Genomic DNA, 24,587 nt, shown 5'->3' with positions numbered 1-24,587 from the left:
TTGAACGCCTTTTGATTTTTAGACGCAATATTTGGCCCGCAACGCCTTGGCTTCGTCGTCGGAATCGTAGCCGATGAGCAGCAATCCTGCGGTACAGTCGATTTTTCTTTCGGCGATGAGTTTGCCGATGTAATCCCGGTAAAATCCGTAGCCGCCGAACCCGTGCGGAATTTGGGAAAGGTGTTTTTTGTCGTACGGCAATTTGTCCTGATGTAATAGTTTGATCAGCGCTTCGAAAAATTCGTCGATGTGCGGATCCGAATAAAATTGGAAATGAAATTTATAAGGTGTTTCCGATTCGGTAAACGAAATCCAATTGCCCACGCCTTGGCTGTAAGGTCCGCCATAATCGCTACTCCTGCCTGATTCTCCGTAATAATCGACAATCTTGAATTTGAAATCGCTGATGTTTTCATAGGCATAGGCTTGCCCTTGGATTTCGAAATGGTCTTCGTTGATTTTGAAATCGCCATCCAATGTGCCGTTGAGCGGTTTGTATTCGAAGTAATTGGTAATCTGCGCGATGAAAAAAGTGAGTACGGCCACAACCATTAGCCAATAAAACCGATTTTCAAACAGACTGTCGAGCAGCAGCCCAACCCCAAGCGAAATGGCTGCGGCCAAGTACAATTTCGAGGATTTCGACCAAGCGTTTCCACGGCGTCGGTAGCGGAAAAACAATGGCGCGCAAAACGGCCGTCTCATTTGCGGTACAGATTGTTGTGGTCGATGTATTCCCACACTTTCTCGGGCAATAAGGGCCGAACGTTTTTCTTTTGCTTGATGCTGTCGCGGATGAAAGTCGATGAAATTTCTACGACCGGTGCATCGATCAGGTGGATTTTAGGATGGTTTTGAAATTCGATATTTTCCGCTTGGGAATCGAGTCTCGGGTACACATAAATGGCGTGGTTTTCCAGAATCACCTCATAATTTTTCCACTTGTGCAGCGATTTGAGGTTGTCTTCGCCCATGATCAATGCAAACTCGTGCTGCGGGAATTTGTCCTGCAGGTGTGCGAGCGTATGCACCGTATAATTGGGCTGTGGCAAACGGAATTCGATGTCGGAAGGCTTGATCTTTGGGAAATTTTCGGTGGCCAGGTACACCAATTCGAGGCGGATGTTGTCGCCGAGTAAAGTGTCTTTTTGCTTGTGCGGATTGTGCGGCGTGACGACCATCCAGATTTGTTCCAAACCGGAAAACTCGGCCATGTGGTTGGCGATGATCAGGTGGCCCACATGGATGGGGTTGAAGGTGCCGAAATAGAGTCCGATTTTCATTTTAAGTACCTGAGTGCCTGAGTGCCTGAGTAGCTGAGCTATTGGCGAGGCTTAATTTTTTAAAAAATCTTTGACCAGTTCGTAGGCTTCCTTTTTGGCCACATCGAGGTCATAATTCTTGATGATCTTGTCGAATTGCGGTGCCGTAGCGAGTTCGACAGAAGCCTTGGCGATACGCATGTTGATCTTATCGTCGCTTTCGGTCGAACGTTTCTTGAGACGGATCTTGAGTTCGTCGATGCTCGGCGGTTTGACAAAAACAGCCAATGTTTCATCGGGGAATTTGCGTTTGATGCGCAGTCCGCCCGCGACGTCGATGTCGAAAATGACATTTTTGCCCTGCGCCCAGATGCGTTCGATTTCACTTTTGAGCGTACCGTAGAAATTGTCGCGGTATACTTCCTCCCATTCGAGGAAATCCTCGGCCTTGATGTGTTTCTTGAATTCGTCGAGCGAGATGAAATAATAATCCTTTCCGTTGATTTCCTGGCCACGCGGCTCGCGTGAGGTGGCCGAAATTGAAAATTCGAGATCCAAATCATCGAGTCCGAGTAAATGCCTGACGATGGTCGTTTTTCCCGATCCCGAAGGCGCCGAAAAGACGATGAGTTTTCCTTTGTTCATGTTGTGTTGGGATGCGTGTTTTGCCACGAATTCACGAATTTAAAAACAAATAATTCGCGAATTCGTGGCCAATTTTATAATACGTTGAGCACTTGCTCTTTTATTTTTTCGAGTTCGTCCTTCATTTGCACGACGAGTTTCTGCATCTGCGAATGGTTCGATTTGGAACCCATCGTGTTGATCTCGCGACCCATTTCCTGCGTGATGAAACCCAGTTTTCGGCCGTTGGCTTCGGTGCCGGCGAGTGTTTCGATGAAATAGTTCAAATGGTTTTCGAGCCGCACTTTTTCTTCGGTGATGTCGTACTTTTCGAGGTAGAAAATGAGTTCCTGTTCGAAACGGTTCTCGTCCAAAGTCACCTTGAGTTCCTCGATCGCCGCCTGCAAACGCGTCTTGACGGTTTCGATGCGCTCGCCGTCCATCGCGACGGTCTGGTTCATCAGCGTCATGATGTTGGCGATGCGGTGCAGGAATTCCTTCTCGAGCGCCGTCCCTTCGGCAATGCGGAATTGCTGGATGTTTTTGATCGATTCTTCAATCACGCCCTGGATGTCGTTCCAATCCTCGTCGTCGATTTCGTCGCGTTCGGTTTTGAGTGCGTCGGGCATGCGGACGGCCATTTTCATGAGTTCGGTCTCGTCGGCATGGTCGCCCAATACTTCGCGCATCTGGGCAATGTAAGCCTTGACGATCGGTACGTTGATCTTGGTCGAGGTCTGTTCGCCCGTCATTTCCACAAAAATCGAAAAATCGATCTTGCCGCGTTCGAGTTTGAGCGCGAGTTCATTGCGCAGACCCAATTCCATTTCGCGGTAAGCCGATGGCATCCGAACGTTGAGGTCAAGCCCTTTGCTGTTGAGCGATTTGATTTCGACGGTAATTTTTTTGGTGGGCAATTGCACGCTGGCTTTGCCGAATCCAGTCATTGATTGTATCATAGGTATTCCAAAAAGAGAAACAAATATAGTTAAAGTTCGGCCACGAAGGCATGAATTTTATTCGAATTCAAGTCGTTTTTGCCTGCTTTTGTGTGACCAGGTAAACGCCGATGAATATGAGCGCTGCCGAAATGATTTTGACCCAAGACAATTCATCTTTACCCAATCCGATGGCGAAAATGGTGGCGAACAAAGGTTGCAGGTAAATGAAAACCGCAACGGTCGATGGACTCAGTTCTTTCATCGAAATCAAGTTGAGCAGATAGGTCAGGAAAGTAGAAATCACCACTACAAAAGCCGCTTTGAGGTAAATGTCGGTCGGCATCAAGGCCCAATCAATCGCGTGGAATTCGTTCCATCCGAAAGGCAGCACCATCAAAAAACCAAAGGTGTAAATCCACTTGACAAAAGTAAATGCATTGTATTTTTCCATCAATTTCTTGACCAGGATCAGGTAAAATCCGTACGAAACCGCATTGACGAACACGAGCAAATTCCCGAGACCGGCGTTGGTCGCGCTGCCCACCGATTTGCCGTACAAAATCAAAAAGGCCGTCCCGACCAATCCGAGTACGATGCCAAAAACCTTGCGTTTGCGCATTTTTTCCTTGATGATGATGGCCGACAGTACCAAAACGATGATCGGCGTGGTCACCATAATCACGGCCGCCGAAATGGGCGATGTCAAACTCAGGCCCTTGAAAAAGGTCAACATGTTGAGCGCCACGCCAAACAAGGCCGCGGCAATGATCCTCGGAAAATCTGCGCGGTCTATTTTCTCTTTGGGCACCACCAACCATGACAGCCAAAACAGTAAGGCCGAACCGCCCACGCGCATCAGGATGAACCCGAAGGCACCGACGTATTCGGGCATGACGTCCTTGGCCACCGTAAAGGTGACGCCGTAAATGATCGAGACGCAGGTCGCGGCCAGTAAGGCAAGATTGCGTTTGCCCATCAGCTCAAGGCGGCAATGACGTTGGCGACATTGGTTTTGCTGTTGCCGATGTAGATCTTGCCGTCAATCAGGAAAACCGGTCGGCTCAAAAAAGTATAATGTTCGAGAAGGTATTTCTTGTAATCGGCCTCGGTCAGGTTTTGGTCCTTCAAACCCAACGATTTGTACAGCATCGCTTTGCGGCTGAACAGCGCCTCGTAGCTTCCGGCGAGTTTTTTCATTTCGTCGAGTTGCTTTTCGGTGATCGGTTCGGTCTTGATGTCCTGTAGCACAAAGCCGTCGGTCGAAGGCAACGATTGGATGATTTTGCGGCAAGTGTCGCAAGTGCCGAGATGGTAAATTTTGTTCATAAAAACAGTATTTCTGGGTGCAAAGAAAATGCATCTGACAATCAAAATGCTTATTTTTATCGAAAAATTTAAAAAATGGGTGACACTTTTGCCATCACGAGGACCAGCCGAAAAATCCTCGCCAAATTCCTCGACGATTACACGCTCGAGCAACTCAACAAAGTCCCGCACGGATTCAACAACAACCTGATTTGGAATATCGCACACATTGTCGTTGTGCAGCAAATGCTCGTCTACAATTTGTCGGGTTTGCCGATGATGGTTTCCAAGGAAATGGTCGATGCCTACAAACGCGGCACCAAACCCGAACGCGACCTGAACCAACAGGAAGTCGATGAAATCAGGACATTGCTTACCACAACAATCGATCAGACCGAAAAGGATTTTGCCGCCGGAATCTTCAAGGATTACAACGAATTCACGACGATGACGGGTTTCAACCTCAAGACCGCCGAAGACGCGATGGCATTCAACTATTACCACGAAGGCGTGCACACGGGCATTATGATGGGCATTCGGAAGTTTGTTTGAATTTTTTTAGGAGCTTTTCCCGCTTTCCGCTGCAATCTTTTTTAGAAGTAAGATTTCCCTTCCGCGTTGCTTCAGGGCAATCCTTCTAAAAAAGGATTTCCGCTACAATCGGGGCTAAAAAATCGTTAAACCCGAATATTTCTCCAACCAATAAAATACCTTTGCATCACAAACCAAGTCATCGATTAAACGATTCAACAAATAAACGATTCAACAGTAATGAAATTTAACACCAAAACCATACACGGTGGGCAACACCACGATCCGAGCACCGGAGCCGTGATGCCGCCGGTTTACCAAACCTCGACTTTTGTACAACACAGCCCGGGACAACCGATCAACCCGGATTATGAATACAGCCGCGCCGCCAACCCAACGCGAACCGCTTTGGAAAATGCACTGGCGAGCATCGAAAACGGAACCCGCGGACTGGCTTTCTCATCGGGACTCGCCGCAACCGACTGCTTGTTGCGTTCGTTCAAGGCCGGAGACGAAGTCATCGCGATGGACGATCTCTATGGCGGAACCTACCGCATGTTTACCAGAATTTACAAAGATTCGGGCATCAAGTTCCATTTCGTGGACATGAACGACCTCGACAAATTCCAGTCGTTGATCAATGAAAACACCAAACTCGTTTGGGTCGAAACACCGACCAACCCACTCATGAAGCTCGCCGATATTGCGGCAATCGCCAAAATCACCAAGGAAAAGAACATCCTGTTCGCGGTCGACAATACGTTTGCGACCCCTTATTTGCAAAAACCTTTGGATCTGGGGGCAGACATCGTGATGCACTCGGCAACCAAATATTTGGGCGGGCATTCCGATGTGATTGCAGGCGCCTTGATCATCAAAGACGCGGCGCTCGGCGAGCAGTTGCATTTCCAGCAATTCGCCACCGGTGCCACGCTCGGCCCGATGGATTCGTTCCTGGTATTGCGTGGCATCAAAACCTTGCACTTGCGCGTACAACGCCATTGCGAGAACGGGGAGAAAGTGGTGGAGTTCTTGAGCAACCACCCAAAAATCAAGACGGTTTATTATCCGGGATTGCCAAGCCATCCGTACCATGAAATTGCTAAAAAACAAATGGGCGGTTTCGGCGGAATGGTGTCGTTTACTTTTGTTTCGGGTGCCAAGGCAGATGCGATCAGCTTCCTCGAAAAACTCAAAGTATTCACATTGGCGGAGTCACTCGGTGGCGTAGAATCATTGGCCAACCATCCGGCTTTGATGACACACGCCTCGATTCCGGAAGACAAACGCAAAGAAATCGGGATCACCGACGACCTGGTTCGTTTGAGCGTAGGCATCGAAGACGCCGAAGATTTGATTGAAGACTTGAAACAAGCGTTGGCTTAATAGATCATCAGATTTTCAGAAAGTCAGATTTTCAGAATTTACTATGGGACGATTGTCTGATAATCTGAAGATCTGATAATCCAAATAAGAAAAGCCCGATCAAACGATCGGGCTTTTCTTTTATATTTTATGAATCCTATTGCAAGTAATAAATGTAACCTACGTTGAACCAAACGAGCCAGTCGTTGGCTTTGTTTTCGGTGTAGATGTCCGGGTTCGGGTTGAGTCCGTCCACCCAGTTCGAGAAGTAGTATTGCCATCTCAAATCGACCATCAAATCAGACAAAGGCGCCAATTTGTAACGGGTTCCGATACTTCCGACCACAGACCATACCGTTCCGCCGTCGTTTTGTGTGGCGTTGTAATATTTGATCGGGGTAGTCGAAGGTTGGTTCAAACGGCCATCGCCAATGGTTGAGGTCGCCTCCGGATCGTAAAAACTGAATTGTCCGCCCAAGCTCACAAATGGAGCCCAAGCGCCGATGGTGGCCGTAAAGTCACGGATACTCAAAGGGAAATATTCGAGTTGCATTCCGATGTTGGTCACCGCAGTGCTGCCGCGCATCGCACGCAATTGTTTGTTGAAGAGTTTTTGTTTGCTGTCATCGACCCATTCCCCGAAGTGCTTGAGTTTGGTCTTGTTGTAAGACAACTCGCTTCTGAGTTTGAAGTGGTCGTTGAAATATGTTTCTGGCGTATAACAGTTACATTCTGCCTTGTACGAGAAGTTGAGGTAATGGATCAATCCGATTCCGTATCCTGTGTTACCAGCATTTGTAGAAAAGTCGTGTCTTTCACCATAATCTGACTGAAAAGCGACCGGACCTACAATGGCTCCTATTTCATGCGAAAATCCAAATTGGGCTTTCGCTTCATATGTATAACCAAACAGCAATAATAAGGTTATGATAAGGTACTTGGGCATTTGCATAAGATTAATCATTTCCCGACAAATATATAAAAACATCATTCACTTCTAAAATAAAATAAAAAAATACTTGGCTATCAACGAAAAAAAGCATAAAAAGGTTTAAAAGCCTATCAGAAAAACAGAATTGGTAATCCTTTATTAACGATAAGCAAAATCAATTCAGAAAAACCAAAAATAGATAACGTATATTTTTTATAAAATGTATATTTGCCGCGTACAAACGAAAACGTTTTCTTAAACGTATAATAATCTAATAATCATGTCACAAAGCATTAACAATTTTATTGATGCAGTAGCCAAAAGAAACCCGAACGAGCCAGAATTCATGCAGGCTGTAAAGGAAGTTGCCGAAACTGTCATCCCGTTTATCGAACAAAATAAAAAATACGAAGGCAAAATGTTGCTCGAAAGAATGGTCGAGCCGGAGCGCGTGATCATGTTCCGCGTCGTTTGGCTGGATGATGCCGGAAACACGCAAGTGAACCGCGGTTACAGAATCCAGATGAACTCTGCCATCGGTCCATATAAAGGAGGGATCCGTTTCCATCCATCGGTTAACTTGAGCATCTTGAAATTCTTGGCGTTCGAGCAAACCTTCAAAAACTCTTTGACCACTTTGCCAATGGGCGGTGGAAAAGGCGGTTCTGATTTCGACCCGAAAGGAAAATCAGACAACGAAATCATGAAATTCTGCCAGGCGTTTATGACCGAATTGTCGAAACACATCGGTGCCGATACAGACGTGCCTGCGGGTGACATCGGTGTGGGCGGACGTGAAGTAGGTTACATGTTCGGACAGTACAAGCGTCTCAGAAACGAATTCACCGGTGTTTTGACCGGAAAAGGAATTTCTTTCGGCGGATCGTTGATCCGTCCTGAAGCAACCGGTTACGGCGACGTTTATTTTGCACAGGCGATGTTAGAAACCAAAGGCGACAGCTTCCAAGGCAAGACCGTTGTCATTTCTGGTTCTGGAAACGTGGCACAATACGCGGCACAAAAAGCAACCCAGTTGGGTGGTAAAGTCGTGACTTTGTCGGATTCTGCCGGTTACATCTACGATGCAGACGGAATCGATGCCGAGAAATTGGCACACGTGATGCAAATCAAAAACGTAGACTACGCACGTATCAGCGAGTACACTAAAAAATACCCGAACGCGAAATACGTGGCCGGAAAACGTCCATGGGAAGTGAAATGCGATGTGGCTTTGCCATGTGCAACCCAAAACGAACTCAACGAAGAAGAAGCCAAAATGCTCGTGAACAACGGTTGTATCTGTGTGGCGGAAGGCGCAAACATGCCATCGACTCCGGAGGCGGTGGAAGTATTCACCAAGGCCAAAATCCTTTTCGCACCAGGAAAAGCGTCTAACGCAGGTGGTGTGGCAACTTCAGGTCTCGAAATGTCACAGAACTCTTTGCGCTTGAGCTGGACTTCAGAAGAAGTAGACGAAAGACTGCACAACATCATGCTCAACATCCACGCGGCTTGCGTGAAGTACGGAGCTGACGGAAACGGTTACGTAGATTACGTCAAAGGCGCGAACATCGCCGGATTCGTAAAAGTAGCCGATGCCATGCTCGGTCAAGGCGTCGTATAATATTTGCGGTTCCCCCGCAACCCGAAACCCCTTTTTTCATCCGAGAAAAGGGGTTTTTATTTTACATTTACTTCTAAATAGTGCAGCGGATGATCCTTTCCAAGAAAATAATTGTGGTGCTTCCGGCCTACAAAGCCGAAAAAACCTTGCGGCAAACCTACAGCGAAATTCCGTTCGACATCGTCGATGAAGTCATTTTGGTCGATGACCACAGTCCGGACCAAACGCTGAAGGTGGCACGCGAAATTGGCATCCGGCACATCATCACGCACGACCACAACCTCGGTTACGGCGGCAACCAGAAAACCTGCTACAACAAAGCGCTCGAACTCGGTGCGGACATCATTATCATGTTGCACCCCGATTACCAATACACCCCAAAATTGATCCATTCGATGAGTTATTTGATCGCCAATGAAGTCTATCCGGTGGTCATCGGTTCGCGCATTTTGGGCAAAGGCGCCATCACGGGCGGCATGCCGCTGTATAAATATGTCGCCAACCGTTTCCTGACCCTGTTCCAGAACATCCTGATGGACCAGAAATTGTCCGAATACCACACGGGTTACCGCGCCTACGACCGCAAAGTGCTCGAAAAGATTGCGTACAATGACAATTCGGATGATTTTGTGTTCGACAACCAATTTCTCGCCCAGGTTTTCTACCACGGATTCGAGATTGCCGAAATCACCTGCCCGACCAAATATTTCGAGGAAGCCTCGTCGATCAATTTCAGCCGCAGCGTCCGATATGGATTCGGCGTTCTGAAGACTTCCGTACAGTATTTCCTGAGCCGCCACAAAATTTACCGTTCTGCGCTTTTCAAATAACCGGTTTTGGCATAAAATAAAAATTTATGCATATGAAAACCCGTTTAATTTCGTTTCCTAATATATTTGTACTTCAATTGCTGTATGATGAAAAAATATGCGCTGATTTTACTGTCCCTTTTGGCCATGACAAGTGGCTTTTCCCAAAGCAGATTGTGGAAGGGCTATTTTTCTTACCGCTCGGTCAAGGACCTTTCGCAATCGACGACCAAGGTGGTGGCAGCAACAGAAAATGCCTTGTTTTCGAAGGAAGTTTTTACCGGACAGATCAAAACCACCAATACCATCGACGGACTTTCGGGGCAAACCATCTCGGCCGTCTACCACAGCCCGACCTTCAAGAAAACATTGGTGGGTTATGAAAACGGGCTCATGATCGTGATCAACGACCTCGACGGCAGCATGCTCAACGTGGTCGACATCATCAACAAGCAATTGCCGCCCAACATCAAGAAAGTCAACCATTTCATGGAACACGACGGGATTGTGTATGTTTCTTGCGATTTTGGAATCGTACAGTACAACCTGCGGACATTGGTCTTCGGCGATACTTATTTCATCGGCAACGTCGGCGCGCAGATCGTCATCAAGCAGACGACGGTGTTCAACAATAAGATTTACGCGGCGACCGCGGGATACGGAATCCGTGTGGCCGACATCAACAACCCGAACCTCAATGACTACAACCAATGGACGACGCTTGACGGCAACGGTTGGAATGGCGTGGAGGCTTTCGGTACCGAGCTCATGGCAGTCACCAATACGGGCGGTTTGCAAAGGTTCCAGGGCGCCAATTTTGCGCCTTTCCTTGCTTTGCCCGAAACCGCGGTCGACATCAGGAGCAGCGCGAATCATTTGATTGTTACCACGGCCAACCACATCTATGTATACGACAGCGGACTGGTCCAAGTCAGACACTTGACGAGCAGCGAACTCGCAATTCCGGGATTGACTTTCAGTTGCGCGACTTTGGTCAGCAATTCGATTTACATCGGAACTGTCAAAAACGGACTTTTCAGTACCGGATTGATGCCTTCTGCCTTCGAAGACCTGACGCCCAGCGGCCCGGTACGCAACAATATTTTTTCTATAGAAGCCACGCCAAACGCGCTCTGGGCGGTCTACGGCGGTTACGACGAAAACTACAACCCGTATACTTATGAAGGCGGGATGCCGCTCGAGCTACCGGTCAGCAAGTTCAGCAACAGCATTTGGCTTGATATTCCGTACGCTAGTTTGTTTGGCGCCAAGGCGCTGGTACGCGTGACGGCCAACCCCAACAATGAAAACCAGGTCTTTGTGAGTTCGTTCCATTCGGGATTGCTCAAGATCGAGAACAATACCCCAATGGTATTGTATACCGAAGCCAACAGTACGCTCGATGAAATCGGGCCGGCAACCTTGCGTATCGACGGCACGGCATTCGATAAAAATGGGAACCTTTGGGTCACCAACAGTATGGTCGACAAGGGGCTCAAGGTATTGCGCGCCGACGGCCAATGGGGCAACGGCTTCAGCATGTCGGGACTGTATGCCAATGTGGGGGAATTCAACCTGGGCCGATTGACCGTAGATAAAAACGGCACCAAATGGATGGTCACGCGCGATGAAGGCGTTATCGGTTACAACGAAGCCTACAATCCGCCCGCTAGAACAATCAAGGACGGTTCCGAAAGCGGGAACCTGCCGCATATCGAAGCCAAGGTGGCGGCCATCGACAACCGCAACCAATTGTGGATCGGCACGCGCAGCGGATTGCGCGTATTGTCCAGCGTCGATAATTTTATGTCGGGAGGGCAACTCAACACCGACGCCATCATCATCATCGAGGACAACCTTGCGCAGGAATTGCTGTACGAGCAAAGCATCCGTGATATCGTGGTGGATGGATCGAACAACAAATGGATCGGGACCGTCGATTCGGGCGTGTTCCTGGTTTCGCCGAACGGCCAGCGGACCATCTATCATTTCACCAAGGACAATTCGCCCTTGCCCAGCAACATCATCAACGACATCGCGATCAATGGCAAAACGGGCGAGGTGTTTTTCGCCACCGAAAAAGGGATGGTCTCATTCAAGGGAACCGCGACCGATGCCGCCGACAACCTGAGCAATGTATACGTTTACCCGAATCCGGTGCGTCCGGAATTCAACGGCACGGTGAAGGTGAGTGGACTCATCGACAAAGCCAATGTCAAAATTGCCGACATCGAAGGCAACCTTGTTTTTGAAACGATTTCCGAAGGCGGAACCATCGAATGGGACACGACCGCATTCGGCAAATACAAAGTCGCTTCGGGCGTCTATATGATTTTCATTTCGGCCGAAGACGGCGGGGAAACCAAGGTCAAGAAAGTAATGATCGTGAGATAGTCTAAGTCGTAAAGTTTAAGGTCTTAAAGGCTTTGACGTATGTTAGTAAAAACCAAAGCCATTGTCATTTCGGCACTCAAATTCCAGGACAAGAACCTGATTGTCAAATGTTTTACGCAATCCGACGGACTCAAATCTTATTTTGTGCGCGGGGCTTTTTCGGCTTCCAAATCGACGCAGAAAATCGCTTACTTCCAGCTGCTGACTATTCTTGAAATCGAGGCTGTCCATAAAAACAAAGGCACACTCGAAAACTTCAAGGAAATTAGGATTGCTACGCCTTTTCATTCGATTCATTCGGATGTAATCAAGAGCACAATTGTAATGTTCATTTCCGAAATCCTGCACCATTCCATCCACGAAGAAGAAAGAAACGAACAATTGTTCCTGTTTCTCGAAAACCGCGATGCATTGGCTCGACAACCACGAGGAAACGGCTAATTTTCATTTGGTTTTGCTTTTGGAAGCCACCAAATACCTCGGTTTTTATCCCGATGTATCCGAAATCGATTCGCCTTTTTTTGAAATGACCGAAGGCGTTTTCTCCGATTTTCATGCCATTAGTTCGCTTTCGGAAAACGAAACAATCTTACTCAAGAAGTTGCTCGCGCTCAAATTCGACCACAGCCAAAAGACGTTCCATGTCGGCGAAAGACAGCAACTGCTCAAAATCCTGATCGATTACTACAGTTTCCATCTCGACGGATTCAAGAAACCCAAGTCGCTCGAGGTGTTGAAGGAAGTTTTTTCTTGATCAGCGCAGCCATTCCAAAGCTTTTTTGACGGAGGCATCATCGGCGGGATGGTCGAACGATTCGTTGCCGTTTACTAAAACATCGGGCGTGAATTGCTCGGGTTGCGGTTTTCTTTTTTGGTCGCCCAGGGCAGAAGTCGTGAGCAGAAAATAACTTTGCTTTTCATTGAACAAAAAGCCTTCGGTAGAATTGGCAAGCCCAGCCGTAGGTTGCCCGAATGACTTGGTGTTTTTGCGCGATTTGAAGTTGTACGCGACGCCTTCGCCCGAACTCGCCGTTCCGGGGCCGACTAGGATCGCCACTTTTTGACGCTGAAAATTTTCGGGCAATCGCTTCAGATTGGCATGAACCGTATCGTTGTAAAATATCCCTTTTCGGATTTCACAGATTTCGGTGGCTTTGTTGCTTCGGTCGAGGTAACACGAAAGAAATCCGTCGTTGAAAAATCCCGCCAATGGTGCCATCATCGGTGTGATGTTGCCCCCGCTGTTGAGCCGCAGATCGATGATCCAGGATTTGGGTTTTTTTGAGGCCAGGCTGCCCAACGAATCGATCAGCCAATTCGCGCAATAATCGATCTGTTTTTGGTTGTAGACATTCATGCCCGGAATCCGTACGTAGGCTACATTGCCAATCATCGCGGTGGCCACTTTCGGGCCTTTGCTCCAAGCGGCATATAATTCGGGCGTATAGCGTTTGATGGCCGAGCTGTCGGTCAATTTGATCTTGTCCTCGTATTGTTGGAACCAACCATGGTGGTCGCCGAGTTGCCGGTAGACATTGGCGATCGGGCTGAAAAGTTGCGCCTTGTTTTTGGCATTTTGTGCCTCTTGGTAGGCTTGCTGCGTGGCTTTTTCCCAATTGATGCTGCGGGCATAAAGCGAATGGTTTTTCATGATGCCCAAAGCCTCGTCGAGATGCATTTGGAGTGAATCGGCAATCTGCGCGTTTGCAAATGGGGCAAGGGTCAAGCACAGCAACAACAGGATTTTTTTCATGTCAATTCTGATTTATCAAACGCATTGGTCAACAAAGGTAGGAAATTGTTACTCTTGGCGGATTGGGGCTGTTCTTCCGATGGCAATAAAAACAACGGAAACCGCCACAAACAACAACGTCATGCCTGCACAATTGAGCAGTACCGATGGATAACCCAATTGCGTCACGTCGGTAAATGGATACGGATAAAACCCGGAGAAATGGCCACGCACCAAGATGAATCCCAAATAAACCAACGGATACCGCAGCCAAGGCAAAAAGGCGGTCCATTGGAATCGACTGCGAACAAAAATCCACCAATACAACACATACAAAACCGGGATGGCCGAGTGCAACAATTCATCCACGAGACGCTGCCACCCGGTAGGCTCCCAGAGGAAACGCAAAATCGTGTTGTAGACCAGTGAAACGACGGTGATGTAAACCGCAATTGCAGTTTGGTTATGGGCGCTTGAAAAATACCGACCCCAACTCGAACCGGGAAACCAGCCAAGGCTTGTGCAACTAATGGCCACCAATGCGTTGGTCAAGATTGTAAAATAGCTCAAAAAACGAAGGGCCAATTCGATGACCGGTGCAGTTCCGGCTTGCAGCATCAGGTAAAATTGAACGGCAACAGCAAACCATCCGACAACCGCCAGCAACCGCAAAAATCCAGGTTTTGACTTCGATTGATCCATCAGGCGAAGATTAACTGTTGACCATCAAAAAGTTAAAGCTAAAGATAAAAAACACAACGTGCAAAAAAATACCAAAAGACGTGCTGGTGTGGCGCAAAAGAATTGATGCCGCCATCACCGAAAAGTATGGTGTTTTGTCGCACAAAAACGAAAATTCATTATCTTCGCCGATTGATTTTACAAAACGGCCAAATGAACACTAAGTTTACTGAATACAAAGGGCTTGACCTGCCTACGGTAGCTTCCGAAGTCCTTGAATTTTGGAAAAAAGAAAATATATTCGAGAAAAGCGTTGAAACCCGCGAAGGCGCTACGCCTTATGTGTTTTTCGAAGGCCCGCCGTCGGCCAACGGATTGCCCGGCATCCACCACGTGATGGCGCGCGCGATCAAGGATATTTTCTGCCGTTACAAAACCCAGAAAGGATTCCAGGTGAAACGAAAAGCGGGCTGGGACACGCACGGTTTGCCCGTAGAATTGGGAACCGAAAAAGAACTCGGCATCACCAAGGAAGACATCGGCAAGACCATTTCGATTGAAGAATACAACGAAGCCTGTAAAAAAACGGTTATGCGCTACACCGATGTGTGGAACGACCTGACCGAAAAAATGGGCTACTGGGTCGACATGGACGATCCGTACGTGACCTACAAATCCAAATACATGGAAACGGTCTGGTGGCTTTTGAAACAGATTTACGACAAAGGGCTGATGTACAAAGGCTACACGATCCAACCGTATTCGCCAAAAGCCGGAACCGGATTGAGTTCGCACGAAGTCAACCAACCGGGCAGTTACCGCGATGTGACCGATACGACGATTGTGGCGCAGTTCCAGGTATTGGAAGACAACTTGATTCCGCTCGCTAAAATCTTTAACGTCGGCAATTTATCTGAAAGCACCTATTTCCTGGCCTGGACGACCACGCCTTGGACGTTGCCCTCGAATACCGCACTCACCGTCGGGCCGAAAATCGATTACGTTTTGGTGTCGACGTTCAACCAATACACGTTCGAACCGATGAATGTCATTTTGGCCAAACCGTTGCTAGGCAAACAGTTCGGTGGAAAGTATGCGGAAGTTTCGGAGGTTTCCGAACTCGAAAACTATAAACCAGAAGACAAGAAAATACCGTTTTTCATCGTGGCCGAAGCCAAGGGACAAGATTTGGTCGGAATCAAATACCACCAATTGTTGCCTTATGCATTGCCGTACCAAAACCCGGAAAACGCATTCCGTGTCATTTCAGGCGATTTCGTGACAACCGAAGACGGAACCGGAATCGTACACACTGCGCCGACTTTCGGGGCGGACGATGCCAAGGTGGCCAAAGAAGCCACGCCAGAAGTGCCGCCAATGTTAGTGCTCGACGAAAATGGCGTTCCTGTTCCGCTTGTGGATCTGCAAGGAAAATTCACACCGCACATGGGCGATTTGGCTGGTAAATACGTCAAGAACGAGTATTACGATGCCGGCACCGCACCCGAAAAATCGGTCGATGTGGAAATTGCCATCCGACTCAAGGAAGAAAACAAAGCCTTCAAAGTAGAGAAATACGTCCACAGTTATCCGCATTCGTGGCGCACCGACGAGCCATTGTTGTACTATCCGCTCGATTCGTGGTTCATCAAGATTTCGGACGTCAAGGACCGAATGTTCGACCTCAATGAAGAAATCAACTGGAAACCCAAAGCCACGGGCGAAGGCCGTTTCGGGAACTGGCTCAAAAACGCCAACGACTGGAACCTGTCGCGCTCGCGTTATTGGGGCATTCCTTTGCCGATCTGGCGTACCGACGACAAAACCGAGGAAATCATCATCGGTTCGGTCGAGCAATTGTACAATGAAATCGAGAAATCGATCGCGGCCGGTTTCCAGAAAGAAAATCCTTTTAAAGGATTCGAGGCCGGAAATATGAGCGAAGCAAACTATGATTTGGTGGATCTGCACAAAAACGTAGTCGATGCGATCACGCTGGTTTCCGCTTCGGGCAAACCGATGAAACGCGAAACCGACCTGATCGACGTATGGTTTGATTCGGGCGCGATGCCGTATGCCCAATGGCATTATCCGTTCGAAAACCAAGATAAAATCGACGCGAACAAAGATTTTCCGGCCGATTTCATCGCAGAAGGCGTCGACCAGACGCGCGGTTGGTTTTATACGTTGCACGCCATCGGGACATTGGTCTTCGACAAGATCGCCTATAAAAATGTAGTCTCGAATGGTTTGGTGCTCGACAAAAACGGACAAAAAATGTCGAAACGCCTAGGCAATGCCGTCGATCCGTTCACGACCTTGGCCGAGTACGGACCCGATGCGACGCGCTGGTACATGATCGCCAATGCCAACCCTTGGGACAATTTGAAATTCGACATCGAAGGGGTGGCCGAAGTGCGTCGCAAATTCTTCGGTACTTTATATAATACGTACTCGTTCTTTGCGTTATACGCGAACATCGACGGATTCCAATATACCGAGGCCGAAATTCCGGTCAATGAGAGACCCGAAATCGACCAGTGGATCATTTCGGAATTGAACACTTTGGTTGCAGCGGTAGACAGTTATTATGCCGATTACGAACCGACCAAAGCCGCGCGCGCGATTTCCGATTTCGTACAGGAAAACCTCTCGAACTGGTACGTGCGTTTGTGCAGAAGACGTTTCTGGAAAGGCGATTACGCGCAGGACAAAATCGCAGCCTACCAAACGCTCTACACTTGCCTTTTGACGGTTGCCAAACTGGGTGCGCCGATTGCGCCGTTCTTTATGGACAGCCTGTACAGAGACCTTGTAAAGGCCACAAACACCGAGAAATTCAGCAGTGTACACCTGGCCGAATTCCCGCAATCTGTTGACAATTATGTTAATAAAACGTTAGAGAGCAAAATGGAGAAAGCGCAGACGATTTCATCGCTTGTTTTGTCACTGCGCAAGAAGGAAATGATCAAGGTACGTCAACCTTTGCAAAAGGTAATGATTCCGGTGCTTGACGCCAAACAAAAGGCTGAAATCGAGGCGGTTTCCGACCTTATAAAAGCCGAAGTAAATGTCAAGGAAGTCGAACTTTTGGATGATGCTTCGGGTATTTTGGTCAAGCAAATCAAGCCGAATTTCAAGACTTTGGGGCCGCGTTTTGGCAAAGATATGGGATTGATTTCCAAGCAAATACTGGAGTTTACGCCGCAGCAAATCGGAGAATTGGAGCGCTTGGGCGTCATTAATATTGATTTATCAGGAAAAAGTATAACTTTAGCACTTTCGGATGTGGAAATAAGCTCGCAGGATATCGAAGGTTGGCTCGTGGCCAATTCGGGAAATATCACGGTGGCCTTGGACATCACGCTGACCGAAGAACTCAAGAATGAAGGCATCGCACGCGAGCTCGTCAACCGGATCCAAAACATCCGAAAAGATTCGGGTTTTGAAGTGACCGACAAGATCAATGTGCAGATCGAGGCGGCAGATGGCCCGCTCAAGGAGGCCATTACAGCCAATGCAGATTACATCCAATCGGAAACGTTAACGGAATCGATCGCATTTGCCGAAAACCTGCCTTCGGGAACCGAAATAGAATTCGACGATCTTAAAACAAAAATATTAATTTCAAAATAAACAAACATGGTAGATGAAGTTGCACGATACTCAGACGCCGACCTGGCGGAGTTCAAAGAAATTATCCTCAAAAAGATTGAGAAAGCAAAAGCCGATTTGGATTTGATCAAGAGCGCTTATATGAATGACCTTAACAACGGAACCGACGATACTTCGCCCACCTTCAAAGCGTTCGAGGAAGGCAGCGAAACCATGTCGAAGGAAGCGAACTCACAGCTCGCGATCCGTCAGGAAAAATTCATCCGTGACTTGAAAAACGCGCTGTTCAGGGTAGAAAACAAAACCTACGGCATCTGCAAAGTCACCGGAAAACTGATCGGGAAAGAAAGGCTCAAAATCGTTCCACACGCAACGATGAGCATCGAGGCCAAAAACCTCCAACGATAAGTGAAATAACAATACTTTAAAACCCAACTTTTGTAAGTCTTTGAGATTTATAGAAGTTGGGTTTCTTTTTTGGAATATTTGGGAGTTTCTTTTTAGGAAATTCCTATTTTTGCGCCACAAATTATTACAGAATGTCATTACGTAAAGCCTATTTGCTCATTTTCATCATTTTGCTCGTCGACCAGTTGGTTAAGATTTACATCAAAACCAATTTCGAGCTCGAGCACGAAATCCGCGTGACACGTTGGTTCAGGATCTTGTTCATCGAAAATGAAGGCATGGCTTGGGGCACCAAAATCCCGGGCACTTATGGCAAATTGTTCCTGACCGTTTTCCGGTTGCTCGCCGTGACGGCCATCGGTTACTGGCTTTGGGATTCGGTACAGAAAAATTACTCGAAATATTTGATCGTTTCCATTTCGCTCATTTTGGCGGGCGCTTTCGGAAACATCATCGATTCAGTGTTCTATGGTGTGATTTTCGACCACAGCAACCACCAACTCGCGACTTTGTTCTCCGACCGACCTTACGGCACCTGGTTCCACGGAAAAGTAGTCGACATGCTCTATTTCCCTTTTATCGAAAACGCGACGCTGCCACAATGGATTCCATTCTGGGGCGGCAAGACCTTCACCTTCTTCAACGCGATTTTCAACATTGCCGACATGGCAATCTCGACCGGTGTCGGGATTTTGATCGTGTTCAACAAGAAAGCCTTCGCGAAACCGTATGACCGCGAAGACACCGTTTTTAAAAATACTTTGGATTAATTTTTTAGGAGCTGTTCCCGCTATTCGCTTTATCTTTTACAACCTCCGCTACGCTGCGGCCGCAAAAGGATACCGCTTCTATCGGGGCTAAAACATATAGATTTCCTTCGGCGTCACGCAATAATCAAGCTTGACATCGCTCTCAAAAACGTCCTGCACCGCATCGACCGCCTCAAAAAACGACAACCCAATTTTGACGGTTTCCGGTTTGCAATTCGCCAAAAATTTATCGTAAAAACCTTTGCCGTATCCCACGCGATTTCCCCAAACATCAAACGCCAATAACGGTACAAAAACCACATCGATGGTTTTTGCCGGAACTTCCAATCCATTGACCGGTTCGGGAATGCCGTAATTGTTTTTCTTGAGTTTGGTGTTTTCGGTCAGCAGGAAATGCGTCATGTCGCGTGTCTCGAAATCACTTTTCGAAACCACGATTTCCTTGTCTTTACCCGAAAGTAAGTGTAAAATAAATTCGGTGTTGACTTCCTTGTGGTGTTCGATCGGCAGAAAAATATGGAAATAGGTTCGGTCCCAAATCGGCAGCGACAACAGTTGGTTGGCAATGGCGAGGCTTTGCTTCTCGATTTGCTCCTCGGAAAGTTCCGCGCGTTTGGCTTTGTATTGTTGGCGTAAATCTTTTTTGTCCATGGCTTGTTGTTAAACTTCGACTTTTGGCCAGGCCAATACTTCCACACCATCCGAATAATGGATCAGGTCGGGTTGCTTTTTGGCAAATTCGAGCCCGGGCAAGCGGTAATCCAAATGCAATTTCTGAATGTCGACCGTTTTGATTTCCCATTCCTTGTGGTGGATATCGTACCGGAACAATTTGCCCTTAATGTCCACATAAGCCGCGTAGCGTTCGGTCAGGAATTTTTCGATTTCGGTTTTGTCATTGCATTTTTCCTTGATCGCAAATTCGATGTCGAGAAAAAAATGGCGAAACGCATTCGACGATACATATTTGCCCTGGCTGCGCTCGATTTTGGCTTTCTCGTACGGCATGCCCGAAAGCTGGCGCGAAATAAAAGCAGAAAGACTTTTCCCGGCTTCGAGGTTAAAGAAATAAACCCCCGGTTTACCGTCCTTGATCACATAAGTGCGGATGTTGACCTCGTGAAAATCAGAAACAGGCTGGAAAGCAGGCAGGAATTTTGGACGGATCTGCTGCATCGAAAACGGCACGAGCGACACATAGGCTTTGCCGTCGAACAGGTCCAAGTCGAGGTTTTTGGGGAGCATCGGTTGCAACAATTCGGGATCGACCGACCAATGGAAAAACAGCACATGGTTCCACTGCTGGTAAAAAGCCCAGCTTCGGTGGGGCAATTCGTAAGGCCGATGCGCATTTTGCTTTAAAATATCGTCGATTTTACCCATCAAAAACTTTGTCGCTTGGTGACTTTGCCTCTTTGCAACTCCACTAACCCAAAAGTAACCAAAATCTTTCGGTCTTAACACAGTTATAACTAAATTTCAAAAGGCAATTTATTTAAATTTGTTTCATGCAAAATCCGACCTTAGAACTCCAACTGCAAACGCTTCCCGACAGCCCGGGTGTGTACCAGTATTACGACAAGGACGACAAATTGCTGTATGTGGGCAAGGCCAAGAACCTCAAAAAACGCGTGTTGTCCTATTTCAACAAAGTGCACGAGGTAGGCCGGACGCGTGTGATGGTCAAGAAAATCGTAACGATCAAACACATCGTCGTCAAAAGCGAATCGGATGCGCTGCTGCTCGAGAACAACATGATCAAGCAGCACCAGCCGCGCTACAATGTGCTGCTGCGCGACGACAAGACCTATCCGTGGATTTGCATCAAGAACGAACCTTTTTCGCGCATATTTTCAACGCGAAGAATGATCAAGGACGGCTCGGAATATTTCGGACCCTATACCAATTTCAAGACGATCCATACGATTCTGGACCTGATCAAGGAATTGTATCCGCTGCGCACCTGCAATTACGATTTGACCGAGACCAACATCCGGAACGGCAAGTTCAAGGTGTGTCTCGAATACCACATCGGCAACTGCAAAGGACCCTGCGAAGGCCATGAATCTCTGGAGAATTACCAAAATCACGTCGACCAGATCCGCGAAATTTTAAAAGGAAATTTCAAGGACAGTTTGCGTGAATTCAAAAAACAGATGCAGCATTTTGCGGCCGAAATGGAGTTTGAAAAGGCCCAAATCGTCAAGACCAAAATCGAGGTTTTGGAAAATTACCAGTCGCGTTCGATGGTGGCCAATCCCAAAATCACCAATGTCGATGTCTTTTCGATTGTATCCGATGAAGCCGCGGCTTATGTCAATTTCCTGCAGATTTCGCACGGTTCGGTGATCCGTTCGCATACGCTCGAACTCAAAAAGAAACTCGAGGAAACCGACGAGGAATTGCTCCAGCTCGGTGCGGTGGAAATCATCGAACGATTCAAACTTAAACCCAAGGAAGTCATTTTGCCTTTTGAGATCGATCTCGGCGAAAACATCAGGGTAACGGTGCCGCAACTCGGCGACAAGAAACAAATTTTGGAATTGTCGGTGCGCAACGCCAAGTATTTCCGCATGGACCAAATGAAGCAGATGCAGATCGTCGACCCAGACCGGCACACGACGCGCATCATGGCGCAGATGAAAAAAGACTTGCGATTGCCACAGGAACCGCGCCACATTGAGTGTTTCGACAACTCGAACATCCAGGGCACCAATCCGGTCGCGGCCTGCGTCGTGTTCAAGGACGGCAAGCCGAGCAAGAAAGATTACCGCCATTTCAACATCAAGACCGTCGAAGGCCCGAATGATTTCGCCTCGATGGAAGAAATCGTTTTCCGACGTTACAAACGATTGCTCGACGAGAACGAACCGTTGCCGCAACTCGTCATCATCGACGGCGGTAAAGGCCAATTGTCGGCGGCGCTCAAAAGCTTCGACGCGCTCGGCATCCGGGGCAAGATTGCGATTGTCGGGATTGCCAAGCGATTGGAAGAATTGTTCTATCCGAACGATCCGGTGCCGTTGTACCTCGACAAGAAATCGGAAACCTTGAAAGTGATCCAGCATTTGCGCAACGAGGCGCACCGTTTTGGGATTACGTTCCACCGCGACAAGCGCAGTAAATCGGCGCTCAATTCTTCGATCGAATCGATTCCCGGAATCGGCGAAAAAACGATGCAAACCCTGATCAAGCATTTCAAATCGGTGAAACGTTTGAAAATGGCGACACAAAGCGAGATTTCTGAAGTCGTCGGGCTTTCAAAAGCCAAAAAAATTACCGACTTTTACCACCAGACAAAACCACAGCAATAGATGATACGCAGCCAGAAACAAACAGCTAGCGGTTTTTTTAAAAACCCGTTGACGGCTTTATGGCTGTTGGTGATTGGCCTGCTTCTTTTTCCGCAGTACGACTATGCGCAGGATTCAATCCTGCAGCCCAGGAAACCCAAAGTGGGCCTGGTGCTCAGCGGTGGCGGCGCCAAAGGTTTCGCACACATCGGCGTTTTGAAGGTGCTCGAGGAAGCCGGCGTCGAAATCAGTTACATCGGCGGGACGAGCATGGGCGCAATCGTGGGCGGATTGTATGCCTCGGGCTACAATGCCAAGCAGATCGACTCGATTTTCAACGATACCGATTTTGACGAATTGCTCAGCGATTTCATCCCGAGGTCTTCGAAGAATTTTTATGAAAAGCGCAACGACGAGATGTATGCGATCACTTTGCCGTTCAACAAATTGCGTATCGGCATCCCGACCGCTTTGTCGCGCGGGATGTACAACTACAATTTGCTCAACAAACTCACGTGCAAGGTACGCCATGTGCGCGATTTCAACCAACTGCCGATTCCGTTTTTGTGTGTGGCGACCGACATCGAAACCGGTGAGGAAGTGCTGCTCAACAAAGGATATTTGCCCCAGGCGTTGCTTGCCAGCGGCGCGTTCCCGACTTTGTTTTCCCCAGTCGAAATCGACGGCAAATGGCTCATCGATGGCGGGGTGACCAATAATTTTCCGGTCGAGGAAATCAAAAAACTCGGGGCCGATTTTATCATCGGTGTCGATGTGCAGGATGACATGAAGGACCGGAAATCGCTGCAGGACGCCACCAAGATTTTAGGGCAGATCTCGAATTTGCAGATGATCGAGAAAATGAAGGAAAAGGTCAAGATGACCGACATTTACCTCAAACCCGACATCAGCAATTACAGCGTGATTTCGTTCGATATGGGCCCTGAAATCGTCAAGAAAGGCGAGGAGGCGGCCTATGCGGTTTTTGAAAAAATCAAGGCGGTCTCGAGCAAACCCAGACCGTTTTACCACGGCATCCAAAAGGCGACCGATACACTCTCGATCAAGGATATTGTGATCAATCCGCTCGACAATTACACGCGTTCGTATGTGATCGGGAAACTGCGTTTCAAGCAGGAAAGCAAGATCAGCTACAACGATTTGAAGATTGGGATCGACAACATTACGGCAACGCAGAACTTTAGCACCATCGGGTATTCGATTGATAAAAATGCCGAAGGGACGGATGATCTGCACCTGGAATTGACCGAAAATCCAAACACCACTTTCCTCAAGTTTGCACTGCATTACGACGGACTGTACAAAAGCGGAATTTTGGTTAACGTCACCCAAAAGAAAACATTGTTCAAGAACGACATTCTTTCGGCGGATGTCATCCTGGGCGACAATTTCCGATACAACTTCGACTATTACATCGACAACGGTTTCTATTGGAGCTTTGGGATTAAATCGAAATACAACCGTTTCAACCGAAACGTCGAGACCGATTTCAACGAAGGGCGCGTACTCACGGCGCTAGGACTCAAGACAATCAACATCGATTTCTCCGATTTTTCGAATGCGGCTTATGTGCAGACGGTATTCGTGCAGAAATTCGTTTTGGGCGGCGGATTTGAATTGCGCCACCTCAAGGTCAAATCGAAAACACTGCAGGCTGCGACGCCTGTTTTTGAAAACAGCGATTACGCGAGTCTTTTTGGTTACCTCAAATACGATTCGTTCGACAACAAATATTTCCCGAAGAAAGGCTGGTATTTCAACGGCGACTTCCAAACGTACCTGTATTCTTCGGATTACACCAACACGTTCGAGCGGTTTTCGATTGCCAAGGGCGATGCGGGTTTTGCGCGCAAACTGTTCCGCAAGGCGACCGCTAAAATACAAGCCGAGGCCGGATTTGCCATCGGTGGGACGAGCAGCCAGTTCTTTGATTTCGTTTTGGGCGGTTACGGCTACAACATGACGCACAATTTCAGGCATTTCCTCGGGTATGATTTTCTGAGCATGTCGGGCGACAGTTACATCAAGTCGGCCTTGACGCTCGATTACGAGATTTTCAAGAAACACCATTTGAACTTTACGGCCAACATTGCCAATATTGAGGACAACCTGTTTGAAACCGCGCACTGGATTTCAAAAATCCAGAAGACGGGCTATGCTTTTGGCTATGGACTCGAAACGATTTTGGGGCCGGTCGAAGTCAAATATTCCTGGTCGCCCGAAGTCACCAAAGGCTATGTGATGATCAATGTCGGGTTTTGGTTTTAATGCCGCTTGACGA

The 24,587-nt window shown here is 47.8% G+C and carries 21 protein-coding genes and 1 pseudogene; 11 read left to right on the top strand and 11 right to left on the bottom strand.

What is annotated here, in order from left to right; all coding sequences use genetic code 11:
• Positions 1 to 18: 18 nt before the first annotated feature.
• From QM717_RS06830 to QM717_RS06805, 6 genes are all read right to left on the bottom strand, one after another.
• Positions 19 to 705 (bottom strand): hypothetical protein, encoded by a 687-nt coding sequence (locus QM717_RS06830; RefSeq protein ID WP_415036182.1) that lies wholly within the window; start codon positions 703 to 705, stop codon positions 19 to 21.
• Complete coding sequence (gene nadD, locus QM717_RS06825; protein WP_415036180.1) at positions 702 to 1,283, bottom strand: nicotinate (nicotinamide) nucleotide adenylyltransferase; 582 nt, start codon at positions 1,281 to 1,283, stop codon at positions 702 to 704. The genes QM717_RS06830 and nadD overlap by 4 nt, the downstream gene beginning before the upstream one ends.
• 51 nt (positions 1,284 to 1,334) lie before the next feature.
• Positions 1,335 to 1,907 (bottom strand): guanylate kinase, encoded by a 573-nt coding sequence (gene gmk, locus QM717_RS06820; RefSeq protein WP_415040082.1) that lies wholly within the window; start codon positions 1,905 to 1,907, stop codon positions 1,335 to 1,337.
• A gap of 74 nt (positions 1,908 to 1,981) precedes the next feature.
• On the bottom strand, positions 1,982 to 2,833 hold the full coding sequence (locus tag QM717_RS06815; RefSeq protein ID WP_415036178.1) for a YicC/YloC family endoribonuclease: 852 nt from the start codon (positions 2,831 to 2,833) through the stop codon (positions 1,982 to 1,984).
• Between the two features lie 79 nt (positions 2,834 to 2,912).
• Positions 2,913 to 3,803, bottom strand: a complete 891-nt coding sequence (locus QM717_RS06810) for a DMT family transporter (RefSeq protein WP_415036176.1) — start codon at positions 3,801 to 3,803, stop codon at positions 2,913 to 2,915.
• On the bottom strand, positions 3,803 to 4,153 hold the full coding sequence (locus QM717_RS06805; protein ID WP_415036174.1) for an arsenate reductase family protein: 351 nt from the start codon (positions 4,151 to 4,153) through the stop codon (positions 3,803 to 3,805). The genes QM717_RS06810 and QM717_RS06805 overlap by 1 nt, the downstream gene beginning before the upstream one ends.
• A 75-nt stretch (positions 4,154 to 4,228) precedes the next feature.
• Between QM717_RS06805 and QM717_RS06800 the strand changes: the two genes are divergently transcribed.
• Positions 4,229 to 4,684 (top strand): DinB family protein, encoded by a 456-nt coding sequence (locus QM717_RS06800; protein WP_415036172.1) that lies wholly within the window; start codon positions 4,229 to 4,231, stop codon positions 4,682 to 4,684.
• Between the two features lie 201 nt (positions 4,685 to 4,885).
• Positions 4,886 to 6,049: a cystathionine gamma-synthase gene (locus QM717_RS06795; protein ID WP_415040081.1), complete on the top strand. Its 1,164-nt coding sequence runs from the start codon at positions 4,886 to 4,888 to the stop codon at positions 6,047 to 6,049.
• A gap of 136 nt (positions 6,050 to 6,185) precedes the next feature.
• Here the strand turns inward: QM717_RS06795 and QM717_RS06790 are convergent, their stop codons facing one another.
• Entirely contained in the window at positions 6,186 to 6,974 is a 789-nt protein-coding gene (locus QM717_RS06790; RefSeq protein WP_415036170.1) for a THC0290_0291 family protein, read from the bottom strand.
• Between the two features lie 265 nt (positions 6,975 to 7,239).
• Between QM717_RS06790 and gdhA the strand changes: the two genes are divergently transcribed.
• From gdhA to recO, 4 genes and pseudogenes are all read left to right on the top strand, one after another.
• The gene (gene gdhA / locus QM717_RS06785) at positions 7,240 to 8,583 is read left to right on the top strand and encodes an NADP-specific glutamate dehydrogenase (protein ID WP_415036168.1); all 1,344 of its coding nucleotides are present in this window, start codon (positions 7,240 to 7,242) and stop codon (positions 8,581 to 8,583) included.
• An 89-nt stretch (positions 8,584 to 8,672) separates the two neighbouring features.
• Positions 8,673 to 9,413 (top strand): glycosyltransferase family 2 protein, encoded by a 741-nt coding sequence (locus QM717_RS06780; protein ID WP_415036166.1) that lies wholly within the window; start codon positions 8,673 to 8,675, stop codon positions 9,411 to 9,413.
• Between the two features lie 87 nt (positions 9,414 to 9,500).
• Positions 9,501 to 11,786 (top strand): T9SS type A sorting domain-containing protein, encoded by a 2,286-nt coding sequence (locus QM717_RS06775; protein ID WP_415036164.1) that lies wholly within the window; start codon positions 9,501 to 9,503, stop codon positions 11,784 to 11,786.
• Between the two features lie 39 nt (positions 11,787 to 11,825).
• Positions 11,826 to 12,540: pseudogene (gene recO / locus QM717_RS06770) on the top strand (DNA repair protein RecO).
• Here the strand turns inward: recO and QM717_RS06765 are convergent.
• Both QM717_RS06765 and QM717_RS06760 read right to left on the bottom strand, forming a co-directional pair.
• Entirely contained in the window at positions 12,541 to 13,539 is a 999-nt protein-coding gene (locus QM717_RS06765; protein WP_415036162.1) for a S41 family peptidase, read from the bottom strand.
• A gap of 48 nt (positions 13,540 to 13,587) precedes the next feature.
• Positions 13,588 to 14,220: a Pr6Pr family membrane protein gene (locus tag QM717_RS06760; protein ID WP_415036160.1), complete on the bottom strand. Its 633-nt coding sequence runs from the start codon at positions 14,218 to 14,220 to the stop codon at positions 13,588 to 13,590.
• 192 nt (positions 14,221 to 14,412) lie between these two features.
• On the opposite strand from QM717_RS06760, the gene ileS reads away from it, so the two are divergent.
• From ileS to QM717_RS06745, 3 genes are all read left to right on the top strand, one after another.
• Positions 14,413 to 17,835, top strand: a complete 3,423-nt coding sequence (gene ileS / locus QM717_RS06755) for an isoleucine--tRNA ligase (protein WP_415036158.1) — start codon at positions 14,413 to 14,415, stop codon at positions 17,833 to 17,835.
• A 6-nt stretch (positions 17,836 to 17,841) separates the two neighbouring features.
• Positions 17,842 to 18,222, top strand: coding sequence for a TraR/DksA family transcriptional regulator (locus QM717_RS06750; RefSeq protein ID WP_415036156.1), 381 nt, complete (start codon positions 17,842 to 17,844; stop codon positions 18,220 to 18,222).
• Between the two features lie 131 nt (positions 18,223 to 18,353).
• Positions 18,354 to 18,992, top strand: a complete 639-nt coding sequence (locus QM717_RS06745) for a lipoprotein signal peptidase (protein WP_415036154.1) — start codon at positions 18,354 to 18,356, stop codon at positions 18,990 to 18,992.
• 87 nt (positions 18,993 to 19,079) lie between these two features.
• Here the strand turns inward: QM717_RS06745 and QM717_RS06740 are convergent, their stop codons facing one another.
• Both QM717_RS06740 and QM717_RS06735 read right to left on the bottom strand, forming a co-directional pair.
• Complete coding sequence (locus QM717_RS06740) at positions 19,080 to 19,643, bottom strand: 5-formyltetrahydrofolate cyclo-ligase (protein WP_415036152.1); 564 nt, start codon at positions 19,641 to 19,643, stop codon at positions 19,080 to 19,082.
• 9 nt (positions 19,644 to 19,652) lie between these two features.
• Positions 19,653 to 20,375 (bottom strand): YqjF family protein, encoded by a 723-nt coding sequence (locus QM717_RS06735; protein WP_415036150.1) that lies wholly within the window; start codon positions 20,373 to 20,375, stop codon positions 19,653 to 19,655.
• 125 nt (positions 20,376 to 20,500) lie between these two features.
• Between QM717_RS06735 and uvrC the strand changes: the two genes are divergently transcribed.
• Both uvrC and QM717_RS06725 read left to right on the top strand, forming a co-directional pair.
• Positions 20,501 to 22,306, top strand: a complete 1,806-nt coding sequence (uvrC, locus tag QM717_RS06730) for an excinuclease ABC subunit UvrC (protein ID WP_415036148.1) — start codon at positions 20,501 to 20,503, stop codon at positions 22,304 to 22,306.
• Positions 22,307 to 24,574: a patatin-like phospholipase family protein gene (locus QM717_RS06725; protein ID WP_415036146.1), complete on the top strand. Its 2,268-nt coding sequence runs from the start codon at positions 22,307 to 22,309 to the stop codon at positions 24,572 to 24,574.
• The last annotated feature ends 13 nt before the right edge of the window (positions 24,575 to 24,587 follow it).

It is taken from the genome of Flavobacterium sp. (assembly GCF_047602195.1).
Lineage (GTDB): Bacteria > Bacteroidota > Bacteroidia > Flavobacteriales > Flavobacteriaceae > Flavobacterium.
The sequence above is the reverse complement of the archived record's forward strand: the minus strand, read 5'-3'. Positions and strand labels throughout refer to the sequence as shown.